The organism is Georgenia alba (assembly GCF_042665525.1).
GTDB lineage: Bacteria > Actinomycetota > Actinomycetes > Actinomycetales > Actinomycetaceae > Allobogoriella > Allobogoriella alba.
On sequence record NZ_JBHTCQ010000001.1, the window covers coordinates 293415 to 306416 of the forward strand.

A 13002-nucleotide genomic window follows, 5' to 3' on the forward strand; every position below is an offset into this window, starting at 1 on the left:
GTGGGCGGTGACGGCGCCGTCGCCCGGTCATGGCAACCATCATGCCTCCGCAACGAGCGCCAGGAGGTCCTCGAAGGTGGCCATCGAGTGGCCGGCGACGAAGTCGTCCACGTACGGCAGCGCGACGGCGATGCCCTGCTGGAGTGGCTGGTACCCGGCCTTGCCGCGATGCGGGTTGACCCACACCACGCGATGGGCGAGCGCCCGCAGCCGCCGCATCTGCTCCCCGAGCAGCTCCGGCCCGTGCCGCTCCCAGCCGTCACTGAGCACCACGACCACCGCCCGCCGCGCCATGCCGCGTCGCCCCCATCGATCCAGGAACGCCGCGAGCGTCTCGCCGAGCCGGGTCCCGCCGGACCAGTCGGGCACGGTGGCCCCGGCCGCCAGCAGCGCCCGGTCCGGGTCCCGCAGGCGCAGCGCGCGGGTCACGTGCGTGAGCCGCGTGCCGAGGGTGAAGACCTCCGTGGTGCGCGGCGCGGCCTGGACCATGCGGTGCGCCAGGCGCAGCAGCGCGTCGCTGTAGGCGCTCATCGAGCCGGACACGTCGACGAGCACGACCACCTGGCGCGGGCGCGTGGCCCGCCTCCGGTACCGCACCGGTCCCGGTTCACCCAGCCGGCGCAGCTGTGCCCGGAGTGTGGCCCGGCCGTCGACCTCGCCGGTGTGCGCAGGGGTGCGCCGGCGGGCCGGGCGGGTGGGCGGTCTGGGCCGGAGCGTGCCGAACAGCCGTCGCAGCTCGGCGCGCTCGGCAGGGGCGAGCGCTCCGACGTCGCGGTGGCGCAGCACCTCGGTGGCGGACGCGGCGGCGCGGACGACCTCGCCCGACCCCTCCCCCGCACTCCCGTCGCCGTCGGTCAGGGCGGCCTGGACCGTGCTCGGCCGGGCCACCGACGGCTTCGACACGGCGTGCATGGGCTCGCCGCCGAACCAGCTCGTGAAGACCTGGTCGTACGGCTCGGCGTCGGCGGGTGAGGCGGTCAGGGTCCCGCGGCCGGCCCAGTAGACCCGGGCTCGGTCCTCCAGCCCGACGGCGGAGACCGCCTGCAGGAAGGCGCGCTCACGGTCCGCGGTCACCGGCAGACCGGCGGCGCGCAGGGCACGGGCGAAGCCGACCAGCGACTCCTGCGCGGACCAGGGCACCGGACCTCACCTCGCGAGCATGCGGTCCAGCACCTCACGGACCCGCTCGGTGTCCTCGCGGTACTTCACGGCGGTGCCGAGCGTGCGGGCGGCGAGCTCGGGATCCAGCTCACTGGCCTGCAGGGCGTGGAGGGCGCGTGCCCAGTCGAGGGTCTCGGAGACGCCCGGGGTCTTGACCAGCTCGCCCTCGGTCCGCAGCGCCTGCGTGAGCCGCACGACCTGCTCGGCGAGCGCGGCGTCGACGTCGGGCAGGCGGGACCGGACGATGGCGAGCTCGCGCTCCAGCCCGGGGTGGTCGATCCAGTGGTACAGACAGCGCCGCTTGAGCGCGTCGTGCAGCTCGCGCGTGCGGTTCGAGGTGAGCACCACGAAGGGTGGGTTCTCCGCGGAGAGGGTGCCGACCTCGGGGATGGTGACCTGCCAGGTGGAGAGCACCTCGAGCAGGAAGGCCTCGAACTCGTCGTCGGCACGGTCGATCTCGTCCACGAGCAGCACGCACGGGCTCTCCCGGAGGGCACGCAGCACCGGCCGGGCGAGCAGGAAACGCTCGTCGAACAGCTCGGCCTCCAGGGCGGCGGGGTCGGCGTCGCCGTGGCGGGCGGCCAGCGCCTCGACGGTGCGCAGATGCAGGATCTGCCGTGGGAAGTCCCAGTCGTACAGGGCCTGGGTGGCGTCAATGCCCTCGTAGCACTGGAGCCGGATCAGGGGGGTGCCGGCGAGCTCGGCGAGCGCCTCCGCCAGGGCCGTCTTCCCGGTTCCCGGCTCGCCCTCGAGCAGCAGCGGGCGGCGCAGCCGGTGCGCGAGCCAGGTGACGGTCGACAGTCCGGGCTCGGCCAGGTAGCCCGTGCTGGCGAGGGCCTCGGCGAGCGCGTCGGGGGAGCTGAACGCCTCACCGGATGTCATGACGGCGAGCGTACCCAGCCGCGACCGGGTCCGCGGGACGGAGGTCGCGGCGCGATAGGCGGTCTCGTACGCATGTTCGAGGCTTGGTCTACCATCCTGGCATGGCCATCGAGCAGGTGCCCCTCCGGGACCAGGCGTACAGCCTGAGCCCTGCCCAGTACGGGTCACCGGTGCACCAGCCGGACGAGCCGCTGCCGGTCACCGCCTGGATCCAGACCCGCACCGGTCACTACCAGGTCGACGGCGTCGCCGTGGCCTGGACACCGAAGGCGGCGCGCATCAGGTACGCCGACGACCACGGCCGCGAGGGCTACGCCTGGGTGTGGGCGAACGCGGTCCGGCGGCGGTGACGTGAGCCGCCGAATCGTGCCGAAGCGCCCGCAGGCGCCGAGTCTCGGTCGCTAGTCTCGGGGGGTGGAGGACTTCTGGGATTTCGCCGGCTCCTTCTGGTGGCTGGTCTTCCCGCTCGGCGCCATCGTCGGGGGCTGGATCAAGGGCGTGCAGGCATGGGACGAGCGGCGCCGACGGGACAAGATCGAGCTCTACAAGCTCAAGAACGCCGAACGCCTCGCGGCGCAGCAGGCCGAGGAGGCGCGCACCAGCGAGATCGAGCGGACCCTCGCCGACCACGAGGAGACCAACCGCCGCTGGCTGGACTACGAGCTCGACGTCGGCAAGCTCATCGACTTCCCGATCATGACGGACATGCGCGAGCAGGTCACCGTCGACTTCCATCGCGCCAAGCGTGAGGCGGACGCGCTGCGGCCGGAGGATCCGGAGGAGCTGCGGGATGCGAAGTTTCTCGCGCGATACCGGGAGGCGGTCCGGGAGTTCCAGCTGGCGTTCGACATCGCCGAGCGGGAGGCAAAGCGACGCCGCACGTCGGACTTCAGCGCCTCGGAGCGGCAGACCTTGGAGCGGGCTCGGCGGTTGCTCGCGATGGCGGAGGACGACGGCGCCGCCCATGCGGAGCGGCAGACCGCGTACCGTCGTGCGCTGCGTGAGCTCGAGGGGCTCGTCGTGCTTCCGGAGGCGGCGACCGACGCGCTCGAGCAGCGGATCGCCGGAGCGCTGGAGCGCAAGCCCGACTCCTCCGTGGGGTAGCTGGGCAGTCGTTCCGGCGTTGTCGAGAGGATCGCTCAGGTTCAACCTGAGTGATCCCCTCCGCTATCGCCCCCAGACCGGGCGGGTGCACACGACGTCCACCTCAGGTCTCGCCCGCGACCTCGGCGAGCGCCTCGCCCAGCGCGTGCCAGGTCTGCCGCACGATGCCCGGGTTGGTGTCCCAGTAGTACGGCAGCGCGATGAGCGTCTGCGCCAGCACCCAGCCGCGACCACGCAGCCGGGCGGACTCGTCGGAACCGAGCTCGGCGAGGAAGCGGTCCCGACCGGCCCCGGCGAAGAGGTTCCACGCGGGCTGGAGGTCGCACGCCGGGTCGCCCACGTTCAGCGCGCCCCAGTCGATGACGGCATCCAGCACGCCGTCGACCACGAGGAGGTTCCCGGCGAGCAGGTCGCCGTGCAGCCACACGCCCGGCCCGTGGTACGGGTCGGCGTCGAGCGAGAGCTGCCAGGCCCGCAGCGCCAGCCGGGCGTCGATCCGGTCGCCGAGCTCGGCAATGGCGCGCCGGACGCCGTCGTCCAGCTCGGCGAGGGGCGCCCCACGGGCGCGAGCGGGCCGGGGGTGCGCGTCCGCGGTGTCGACGGCGCGGAGCGCCGTCACGAACCCGGCCAGATCGACGGCGGCACACTCCCCCAGCGGCCACGTCGCCTGCTGGCCCGGGAGCCAGTCACAGACCGACCACGGGTACGGGTAGCCGGCACCGGGCCGGCCGATCGCCAGTTGCGTCGGGAGTCGCAGCGGCAGCTCCCGTGCGAGCCGCGGCAGCCAGACCCGCTCACGCTCGGCCTGCGCGGCCGCCCACTCCCGACGGGGCAGCCGCACGGCGAGCTCGGTGCCCACACGGTAGATGTCGTGGTCGGTGCCGTAGTGGTTCACCTGCTCGACCGACAGCCCGGACCACTGCGGGAACTGCTCGGCGAGCAGGGTGCGGACCAGGTCCGGGCCGGTCGCGGCGTCGTCGGTCTGCGTCACGAGGAGCGATCGTCGCAGGTCTCCGCGCCGCCGTCGCCGGCATTCCGCGGGACTGAGCCACCGGTCAGACAGGCGCCGGCCTCGCGGTCGCCCGCTCGGGTAGGCGCGGCAGCCGGGCCCGCAGGAACGCGATCGCCAGCGCCAGCGCGGCGAGAGCCGCGAGCAGCCCGACGGCGGTGCTCTGGGTGACGCCGAGGACGACGAACCCGACGAGCGAGGACGCCGAGCAGACCAGCGCGTACGGCAGCTGGGTGTTGACGTGCTCGATCACCTGGATGCCCGACCCGATCGAGGACAGGATCGTGGTGTCGGACAGCGGGGAGGTGTGGTCGCCGAAGATCGCACCCGCCAGCACCGCCCCGAACGCCGGGATGAGCATCGACAGGTCGACGTTCGCCACGATCTCCGCCGCGATCGGCAGGATCAGCCCGAAAGTCCCGAAGGTGCTGCCCATCGAGAACGCCACGAAGGACGCGAGCAGGAACAGGATCGCCGGCAGCAGGGAGAACGCGAGGTCGCCGGTGATGAAGCCCGCGACGTACTCGCCGATCCCGAGCTCGGAGATGATCTCCGCCGTCACCCACGCCAGGAAGACCACCACCACGGCCATCCACATGGACCCTGCGCCGACGAGCGCCGCGCGTCCCACGTCCCGCGCCGGCGTGCGGCGCGCGAGGAGCATCGCGCCGGCCACGATGCACGAGACCAGACCGCTCCAGAAGAGCGCCAGGATGACGTCGGTGTTGGCGAGCACCTGCATGACGGTGATCGGGCCGTCGGTCCCGGCGATCCCGATCCACGCCGCGAACACGATCGTCAGCACCACCAGGATGGCTACCGGGACCAGCAGGTCACGGGGGCGGCCGTCGTCACGCTGCTCGAGCTTGCGGCTCGCCTCGCCGGGCACCTTGCCGCGGCTGGCGTCCCACAGCTCACCGGTCTCGACGGCGCGGGTCTCGTGGCGGCGCATCGGGCCGAGGTTCAGGCCGAGGGCGGCGACCGCGACGGCGAAGAGCAGTGCCGTGATCGCGTAGAAGTTCGTCGGCACGCTCTGCAGGTAGGCCTCGTACCCGGTGAGCTCGGTGATGTCGTTGTCCGCGAAGATCCCCGACATCGTTGCCGCGATGAACGCCGCCCAGCCCGAGATCGGCACCAGGATGATGACCGGCGCGGCGGTGGAGTCGATGAGGTAGGACAGCTTGGCGCGGGAGACCCGGTGCCGGTCCGTCACCGATCGGCTGATGTTGCCACCGACGAGAGCCGAGAAGGCGTCGTCGAAGAACAGCACCACGCCGACGACCACCGGGACGAGCGTGGCTCTCGCGCGCGTGCGCACGTGGCGGCTCATCCACTCCGCGAACGCCCCCGTCCCGCCGGCCAGGTAGATGAACGCCGTGAGCACGCCGAGGAGGAACACGAAGACCGAGATGTACATCTCCTCGGCGATCGCCCCCTCGGCGATGACGAGGCCGCTCACGACCTCGCCGATCAGCCGGCCGGCGCCGAGGACGTCCCACCCGGCCGCCATGAGGGACCCGAGCACGATGCCGACGGCGAGTGCGGGGATGATCCGCTTGGTGGTGATGGCCAGGCCGATCGTCACCAGCGGAGGGAGCAGGGAGAGGATCGACGGTTCCATCGGGCTCAGCCCTCCACGAGGGTGGTGGACAGCCGGCCCAGGCCGCCGACCTCGCACTCCACGAGATCGCCCGGCCTGAGCCAGATCCTCTCGGCGGTGCCGAGGATGACGCCCTCCGGCGTGCCGGTGTAGATGAGGTCGCCCGGCTGCAACGTCATGGCCTGGGAAAGGTCAGAGACCAGGGTCGCGACGTCGAACACCATGTCGGAGGTGTTGGCGTCCTGCCGGATGGCGCCGTTGACCCAGGTCCGTAGCTCGAGCTGCTGCGGATCGGGCACCTCGTCCGCGGTGACCAGGTAGGGGCCGAGCGGCGCGAAGCCGTCGAGGATCTTGCCGTACATCCACTGGCTGGTCCGGGTCTGCAGCTCGCGCGCCGAGAGGTCGTTGCCGGTCGCGTAGCCGAAGACGTGGTCCAGCGCCTCCGACGGCGAGACCTCTCTGGCCGGGCGACCGATGACGGCGACCAGCTCGACCTCGTAGTCCACCTGCGTCGTCGCCGCCGGGATGGCGACGGCCTGCCCGTGGCCCGCGAGGCTGTTGCGGTACTTGGCGAAGTAGATCGGGTTCTCCGGTACCGGCAGACCGGCCTCGGCGGAGTGCTTCCGGTAGTTCGCGCCGACGCAGACGATCTTCTCCGGGTCCGGCACGGCCGGCGCGAGCCTCAGCCCGTCGACCGAGGTCGCCGGCGGGCCGGTCTCGAGGAGGGCGCGCACGGCGTCGAGGGCGTCCGGGCCACCCGCCGCGAGCGCCGTCGCGGAGACGGGGAGACCGTCGGCACCGCCGGCCGCGGTCAGGTCGACGATCCCTCCGTCCGTCTCGACCCCGAGGTGTGTGGTGCCGTCGCCGGCGTGGAAGGACAGGAATCTCATGGCTCACCCGCTCTGTCGTCATTGATCAGTGCCAGCCGTCAACGACGTATTATGCACAATGCATCGGATGTGCGACATGGGTACCGGCCTGGTCGGACGCGGCATGATGCAGTCGTGCGTGGTGGCCGGGCTGAGGGAGGGGGCGGCGTGTCCGAGCTGAGACTGGACGTCCTGTCCGAGAGCAGCCGGATGCCCCGCACCGCCCAGCAGCTCACGTACGAGGCCTTGCGGAACGCGATCCTGCGCGGGGACCTGCCGCCCGGGACCCGGCTGACCCAGAGCGAGGTGGCCGCCCGCCTGTCGGTGAGCACCACTCCGGTGCGCGAGGCGCTCCGGAGGCTGGCGAGCGAGGACCTGGTCCGCATCGACGCCCACCGTGGCGCGATCGTGCGCGCGGTGGACAAGGCGGAGCTGCGCGAGATCTACGAGATCCGGCTGCTGCTCGAGCCACTCGCGATGCGGAAGGCGACGCCCAACATCACCGAGGAGGCGCTCGACCGCGCGGAGGCGTACTGGGAGCGCATGAACACGGTGAGCGACCCCGGGCAGTGGGCACAGGACAACCGGGCGTTCCACGCGATCTTCGCGGAGGCGGCAGTCTCCCCGAAGCTGGTCCAGATCCTCGGCACCCTGCGGGACACCTCGGCCACCTACATCCGGTGGCTGGTGGTGGCGGACCCGGACCTGCCGGCGCGCGCAAACCGCGAGCACCGCGACCTCCTGGACGCGGTCCGTGCGCGGGACGCCGAACGGGCGGCCCAGGTGGAGGAGGCGCACCTGCGGAACACGTTCGAGGCCATGATCAACGACTTTCCGGGCCCCGGGCAGAGCCACTGACCGCCACGGGCTTGCCCCGGCGGCGGCGCCGGTGTTGAATCGGCCGGACCTTTGCGTGAATCGATTCATGGTCGGCAGGGCGCCGGCCGGAGGACCACAGTGACCACGACGACGAACGGCCGCCTCTCGGGGTACAAGGCCACCATCGCAGTGGCGATGTCCAACTACATCGAGGCCGGCTCCATCATCGCGCTGGCGACGAGCCTCTCCCTCTGGCAGGAGTACTTCGGCCTCACCGACCTCGCCGTCGGGCTGGTCGCGGCGCTCAGCGCGAACGCGTTCGGCGCGGCGATCGGCGCGATGATCGGCGGCCCGCTCGGCGACCGCTACGGCCGGAAGTTCATCTACACCTACGACCTGGTGCTCTACATGGTCGGCACCGCGCTGGTGATCTTCGCGGCCGCGCACTGGATGCTCCTGCTCGGCGTGGTCCTCACCGGCATCGCCGTCGGCGCGGGCGTGCCCGTGGCGTGGACCTACATCGCCGAGGAGGCCCCTGCAGGTCGGCGCGCCTCGCACGTGGGCACGGCGCAGCTCGCCTGGTCGCTCGGCCCGGCGCTCGTCTTCGCGCTGGCGACGGCGCTGGTCCCGCTGGGGCTGCTGGGCAGCCGGCTGGTCTTCGCGCACCTGTTCGTCATCGCCTTCATCACCTGGTGGGTCCGCCGGGGCCTGGCCGAGTCCGAGATCTGGAAGAACGCGAAGGCCAAGCAGGAGGCGCAGCGGCAGACCGGGCTACGCCGCCGCGGCCTCAAGGAGCTGCTCTCGCACCCCGCCAACGTCCGAGCCCTGTTGTTCCTGTTCGGCGTGTACGCCCTGTGGAACACGGTCGCGGGCCAGATGGGCATCTTCATGCCGCGCGTGTACGCGACCGCCGGCGTGGAGAGCGCCGTCGAGCAGAACCTGCTGCAGGTGCTGCTGTGGACCCTGACCGTCGCGGCGACCTACCTGGGGTTCATGCGATACGGGGACCGCATCGACCGACGGGCGCTGTACGCGGTCGGTGCCGCCCTCGGCATCGTCGCGTGGGTGCTGCTGGTGTTCGTCGACGCGACCACGCCGCTGCTCATCCTCTTCGCGAGCCTGTGGGGCATCTCGGCGGGTATCGGCGCCCAGGCCTTCTACGCGCTGTGGACCGCCGAGCTCTTCGCGACGCCCTACCGGGCCAGCGCCCAGGGCGTGCTGTTCTTCGCGGCGCGCATCGCCGTCGGACTGCTCAGCTACTGGTTCCCGACGCTGCTGGCGACGCACGGCGTGCCGTTCGTGGGCACGATCATGCTGGCGATGCTCGGCGTGGCCCTGCTGGTCGGCACGATCTGGGCGCCGAACACCCGGGGCAAGACCCTGCAGGAGATCGAGCTCGAACGGTACGGCAAGGTCATCGACGAGCCCGCCGGGTCCGGCACGCGCTGACTCCGGCCCTCGGTCACACCTCGCGCACGAGTGCGACGCTGCGGTGGGTGGCCGTGTACCCGAGCCGCTCGTAGAGGCCGAGGGCGCCGGTGGGGCTCTCGGAGTCCACGTCCAGCACGCCGCCCTCCAGGCCGGCGGCGGTGATCGCGCGCAGCTGAGCGGTCAGCACGGCGGGGGCGAGCCGCCTGCCGCGGTGCTCACGCACCACGCCGACCAGCGCCACGTACCCGTGCGTGAAGCCCTTGGCGGCGAAGGTCCCCTCGTCGACCGTGGTGAGGGCGAATGCCGCGACGCGCGGACCGTCGTCGGTGTCCTCGACGACGACGCGGGACAGGTCACCGCGGAACGTCCCGCTGCCGACGAACTTCGCCCACTTCTCCGGCACGGTGGGCTGGCTGCCCCAGTGGTCCCGGAAGGAGTCGTTCCGGGCGAGGCGGGTCGCCTCGGACAGCTCCGCCGTGAACGGCTCGATGCGCAGGCCGTCGGGCAGGGCGATCTCCGGCAGCGGCGGGGCCGACTCCGGGCGCCAGTCCATCTCGGTGAAGTACCGCGCGGGGGCGAGACCGAAGCGCGCAAAGAGCGCGACGACGTCGTCCTGGTGGTCCTCGGCGTAGGTCACGATCCAGCCGGGAAGGTCCACGTCCGCACGGGCGAGGTGCTGCAGGGCGCGGTCGTGCTGCCAGGCGGCAAGCTGCCGGCCGAGACCGCGACCGCGCCACCCGGGGTGGACGGCGCCGAAGACGTACGCCTGGAGCCGCGTGTCCGCACCCGGGCCGAGGGTGGCGGTGCCCACCGCGACCACCTCGCCGGACGGTGCGACGGCGATCATCGTGTCCCGAGTGGGGTCGATGTAGGAGACCTCGAAGTCCGCGGCCACGTCCTCCCGCGGCATCACCCACCACGGATGGTCGACGGCGCCCGCCGCGAGGAACAGGGCGTGGATGCGATCGATATCGTCCGCTGTCGCCGGCCGCCACGTGACCTCGGGATGCTGCGGGGTGTGCGGGGTCTCGGGCGCGTCGACGCGTTGGCTGAGGAGCGGCATGGGAGGAAGCCTGGCACGTCGGAGGTGTCCGGGCAGCGGATTTCCGCGACAGCAGGTTCGACGCCACTATCCTCCCGGTGTGCTCACCGCGGCAGACATCGTGCGGTTCGACGACGCACCACCACCTCCCGGCGCGAGCGCCTTCGTGGCCGGGGCGCCGGAGGCGGAGAGCATCGCGATCGTGCCCGCGGATCCGGGCTGGGCGGAGGACTTCGAGCACCTGGCCCGGTTGATCCGCGAGGCACTCGGCGAGCGGGCCCTCGGCATCGAGCACGTCGGCTCGACCTCGGTGCCCGGCCTACCGGCGAAGCCGATCGTGGACATCGACCTGACGGTCGCCGACTCCGCCGACGAGGCGGCCTGGCTGCCACCGCTCGAGGCCGCCGGGTTCGTCCTGACGATCCGCGAGCCGTGGTGGTACGAGCACCGCTGCCTGCGCTTCGGCGCCCCCAGGTGCAACCTGCACGTCTTCTCGCCGGACTGCCCCGAGGCGGCCCGGCACAAGATCTTCCGCGACTGGCTCCGCGCGAACGCCGAGGACCGCGCGCTGTACCGCGACGCCAAGGTCGCCGCGGCCGAGGCCGCGAACGCCGAGGGCGAGCACGTCATGCAGTACAACGCCCGCAAGCAGCAGGTGATCCGCGACATCTACACCCGCGCCTTCGCGGCGGCCGGGCTCGTGTGACCGATCGACAGGTCCGAGCACCAGGGCGACGGCGCCCCGGGTCGGTGGTGTGGGTGCCGGTGGCGGAGCGCTGCGCTCCCGCCGACGACGCGCGGACGGCGTTCAGTCCAGCGGCAGGTGCATCACGTGCAGCCCGACCAGCCCGTGCGTCTGCGAGTCGAACGCCTCGGGCACGGTGCCGATGATGCGGAAGCCGAGGGACTGCCACAGCTGCACGGCGGCGGTGTTGGTCTCGACGACGGCGTTGAACTGGATCGCCCGATAGCCGTGTTCCCGGTGCCACGCGATGACGTACTCCCCCAGCTCTCGGCCCACGCCACGCCCGCGTGCCGCCGACGAGACCATGAACGACGCCGTGCCGACGTGGCTCCCACGCCCCGGCCGGTTCGGTCCCATGAGGGCGCTGCCGAGGATCTGTCCCCCGGACTCGTAGACCACGGTCTGCCCGGGCGACTTCGCCGTCCAGAGCTGCTCGGCCTCTGCCGAGCTGAGGTCGGCCGGGTAGGCGTAGGTCTCGCCGTCGCGGACGATCTCCTCGAAGAACGACCAGACCTGCTGCCAGTCCTGGCCTGTCATCCGCCTGATGATGCCAGCGCTCGTCACGCTTCAGACCTTACGAGAGGAATGGCCTGCGGCCTCCCCCGGTTGGCGAGAGTATGGCCGACGCACCGTTCGATCCCCGTGCCCTGCTCGCCGAAGCTCGCCTCGGCATCCTCGCCACCATCAAGTCCGACGGGCTCCCGCAGCTCTCGCCGGTCACGCCGTCGTGGGACCGCGACACCGAGACCGTCTACGTCTCGATCACCGAGGGCCGCGCCAAGACCGCGAACCTGCGGCGCGACCCGCGAGCGGCGCTGGAGGTCACCAGTGCCGACGGCTGGTCCTGGGCCACGGCCGAGGGCACGGTGACGCTGACCGGCCCGGGCACGGACCCGCACGGCCCGGAGGTCGAGGCACTGGTCGACTACTACCGCAGGGCCGCCGGCGAGCATCCGGACTGGGACGAGTACCGGTCCGTGATGGTCTCCGACCGCCGGGTGCTCATGGCCTTGCACGTGCAGCACGTGTACGGGGCGCGGATCCGCTGAGCGACCCGTCAGGCGAGGACCTCCACCCGGTTGCCGAAGGCGTCTCGGCAGTGGAACCGCTGGTAGCCCTCGAACGTGTGCCGCTCCGCCCAGCTGACCTCGAAGCCGAGGTCATCCAGACGCGCACCGAGCGCCTCGAGCTCGTCCACGGAGCCGAGGACGACGGCGGGATGAGCCTTCTTCGCGGGCACGAATGGATCGTCGACGCCGAGATGGATCTCGGCCGCGACCCGATCGCCGTCGTAGGAGCGGAACCAGCAGCCGCCGCGCCCGGCCAGCGCGGCCGGCTTGTCGACCTCCGTCATCCCAAGGCCGTCACGGTAGAAGCGCCGCGCCTCGTCCTCGCCGCCGGCGGGCATGGAGACCTGGACGTGATGCAGTCGCACGGTGACGCCTCCTGACGCGGGGACATGTCTCGACGTCAAGATAGCTCGTCGGCGCCGGGTCCCGGCGTGGCCGGCGCACCCGGGCCGCCTCTGCTGTCAGCAGAACTCCTGTCCCGCGACGGGACGGCTGTGGTGAGGTTGCGTCATGGGCGAGCTCACGCGGATCGGTGACATCCGGCGTCGCACGGCCGCGGCCGCGCGGGAGCCGCTGTGGCGGAACCTCCTCGGCGAGCAGCTGCGGGAGCGGCGCCTCGACCAGGGCCGGACGCTGACTGAGACCGCGGACGCCGCCGGGATGTCGCCTCAGTACCTCTCGGAGATCGAGCGCGGCCGCAAGGAGCCGTCGAGCGAGATGATCGCCGCGATCGCCCGGGCCCTCGGGACGAGCCTGCTCGACCTCACCTGGCAGGTGGCCGACGAGCTGCGCCGCTCGCAGGTCGTCGCCCTCCGAACGGCGCAGGCGCCCGCCGCCCCGCAGCGGGCCACCCGGGCCGAGGGTACGGTCCGGCTCGCGCTGGCCGCCTGACCACTCTCGCGCCGGGCCACGAGCGTCCGGTCCGCGCGGCGGAGCGGTGTCGGCCGCCCTTCACTCCGACGACGACGGCCGTCATCCGTTTCGACGCGTGCCGTCGAGAGCCCCTTGGTGGATCGCACCACCACGCACGAGAAGTGGGTGTGGGCGCCGCCAGAGTTCGAGCACGTGCGGCTCGACGATCTCCATGTGACAGCCGGCGCCACCGGTCACCCTCAGACCGGTCGAACGCCGCACGTGTGGAGGCGATCGCTCAGGAACAGCCTGAGAGATCTCCTCCGCTCTGCACGTTAGGTCCGCTCAGCACACCAGGTTCAGTACATCCAGCGCAGCCCCGCGTCCGCCATGGCCACGGAGCCGTAAGAGCCGTCAG

General features: G+C 72.0%; 15 protein-coding genes. 7 read left to right on the top strand and 8 right to left on the bottom strand.

Annotated elements, in window-relative coordinates; genetic code table 11:
- Positions 1 to 39: 39 nt before the first annotated feature.
- Together ACFQQL_RS01420 and ACFQQL_RS01425 are read right to left on the bottom strand one after the other, a co-directional pair.
- On the bottom strand, positions 40 to 1140 hold the full coding sequence (locus tag ACFQQL_RS01420; RefSeq protein WP_382390509.1) for a vWA domain-containing protein: 1101 nt from the start codon (positions 1138 to 1140) through the stop codon (positions 40 to 42).
- Positions 1141 to 1146: 6 nt separating this feature from the next.
- Positions 1147 to 2043 (bottom strand): AAA family ATPase, encoded by an 897-nt coding sequence (locus tag ACFQQL_RS01425; protein WP_382390511.1) that lies wholly within the window; start codon positions 2041 to 2043, stop codon positions 1147 to 1149.
- Between the two features lie 101 nt (positions 2044 to 2144).
- On the opposite strand from ACFQQL_RS01425, the gene ACFQQL_RS01430 reads away from it, so the two are divergent.
- Positions 2145 to 2393, top strand: coding sequence for a hypothetical protein (locus tag ACFQQL_RS01430; RefSeq protein ID WP_382390513.1), 249 nt, complete (start codon positions 2145 to 2147; stop codon positions 2391 to 2393).
- A 64-nt stretch (positions 2394 to 2457) separates the two neighbouring features.
- Positions 2458 to 3147: a hypothetical protein gene (locus ACFQQL_RS01435; protein ID WP_382390515.1), complete on the top strand. Its 690-nt coding sequence runs from the start codon at positions 2458 to 2460 to the stop codon at positions 3145 to 3147.
- 103 nt (positions 3148 to 3250) lie between these two features.
- Here ACFQQL_RS01435 and ACFQQL_RS01440 read toward each other — a convergent pair whose 3' ends face one another.
- From ACFQQL_RS01440 to ACFQQL_RS01450, 3 genes are all read right to left on the bottom strand, one after another.
- Positions 3251 to 4138, bottom strand: a complete 888-nt coding sequence (locus ACFQQL_RS01440) for an aminoglycoside phosphotransferase family protein (protein WP_382390517.1) — start codon at positions 4136 to 4138, stop codon at positions 3251 to 3253.
- A gap of 64 nt (positions 4139 to 4202) precedes the next feature.
- Positions 4203 to 5777: a Na+/H+ antiporter NhaC family protein gene (locus ACFQQL_RS01445; protein ID WP_382390519.1), complete on the bottom strand. Its 1575-nt coding sequence runs from the start codon at positions 5775 to 5777 to the stop codon at positions 4203 to 4205.
- Between the two features lie 5 nt (positions 5778 to 5782).
- Positions 5783 to 6646 (bottom strand): fumarylacetoacetate hydrolase family protein, encoded by an 864-nt coding sequence (locus ACFQQL_RS01450; protein WP_382390521.1) that lies wholly within the window; start codon positions 6644 to 6646, stop codon positions 5783 to 5785.
- Between the two features lie 147 nt (positions 6647 to 6793).
- Between ACFQQL_RS01450 and ACFQQL_RS01455 the strand changes: the two genes are divergently transcribed.
- Together ACFQQL_RS01455 and ACFQQL_RS01460 are read left to right on the top strand one after the other, a co-directional pair.
- Positions 6794 to 7483 carry a GntR family transcriptional regulator gene (locus ACFQQL_RS01455; RefSeq protein WP_382390523.1) on the top strand — a complete coding sequence of 230 codons (690 nt, stop codon included), beginning with the start codon at positions 6794 to 6796 and terminating at the stop codon, positions 7481 to 7483.
- A gap of 156 nt (positions 7484 to 7639) precedes the next feature.
- Positions 7640 to 8893 (top strand): MFS transporter, encoded by a 1254-nt coding sequence (locus tag ACFQQL_RS01460; RefSeq protein WP_465254010.1) that lies wholly within the window; start codon positions 7640 to 7642, stop codon positions 8891 to 8893.
- Positions 8894 to 8906: 13 nt separating this feature from the next.
- On the opposite strand, the gene ACFQQL_RS01465 is transcribed toward ACFQQL_RS01460, so the two are convergent.
- A complete protein-coding gene (locus ACFQQL_RS01465; RefSeq protein ID WP_382390527.1) occupies positions 8907 to 9938 on the bottom strand; it encodes a GNAT family N-acetyltransferase in 1032 nt (343 codons plus the stop codon).
- A gap of 79 nt (positions 9939 to 10017) precedes the next feature.
- Between ACFQQL_RS01465 and ACFQQL_RS01470 the strand changes: the two genes are divergently transcribed.
- Positions 10018 to 10623 carry a GrpB family protein gene (locus ACFQQL_RS01470; RefSeq protein ID WP_382390529.1) on the top strand — a complete coding sequence of 202 codons (606 nt, stop codon included), beginning with the start codon at positions 10018 to 10020 and terminating at the stop codon, positions 10621 to 10623.
- A gap of 102 nt (positions 10624 to 10725) precedes the next feature.
- On the opposite strand, the gene ACFQQL_RS01475 is transcribed toward ACFQQL_RS01470, so the two are convergent.
- Positions 10726 to 11199: a GNAT family N-acetyltransferase gene (locus ACFQQL_RS01475; protein WP_382390531.1), complete on the bottom strand. Its 474-nt coding sequence runs from the start codon at positions 11197 to 11199 to the stop codon at positions 10726 to 10728.
- An 80-nt stretch (positions 11200 to 11279) separates the two neighbouring features.
- Between ACFQQL_RS01475 and ACFQQL_RS01480 the strand changes: the two genes are divergently transcribed.
- Positions 11280 to 11711 carry a PPOX class F420-dependent oxidoreductase gene (locus ACFQQL_RS01480; RefSeq protein WP_382390533.1) on the top strand — a complete coding sequence of 144 codons (432 nt, stop codon included), beginning with the start codon at positions 11280 to 11282 and terminating at the stop codon, positions 11709 to 11711.
- Positions 11712 to 11719: 8 nt separating this feature from the next.
- Here ACFQQL_RS01480 and ACFQQL_RS01485 read toward each other — a convergent pair whose 3' ends face one another.
- Positions 11720 to 12097, bottom strand: coding sequence for a VOC family protein (locus ACFQQL_RS01485; RefSeq protein WP_382390535.1), 378 nt, complete (start codon positions 12095 to 12097; stop codon positions 11720 to 11722).
- Between the two features lie 145 nt (positions 12098 to 12242).
- Here ACFQQL_RS01485 and ACFQQL_RS01490 point away from each other — a divergent pair, with 145 nt between their 5' ends.
- Positions 12243 to 12623: a helix-turn-helix domain-containing protein gene (locus tag ACFQQL_RS01490; RefSeq protein ID WP_382390537.1), complete on the top strand. Its 381-nt coding sequence runs from the start codon at positions 12243 to 12245 to the stop codon at positions 12621 to 12623.
- Positions 12624 to 13002 lie beyond the last annotated feature (379 nt).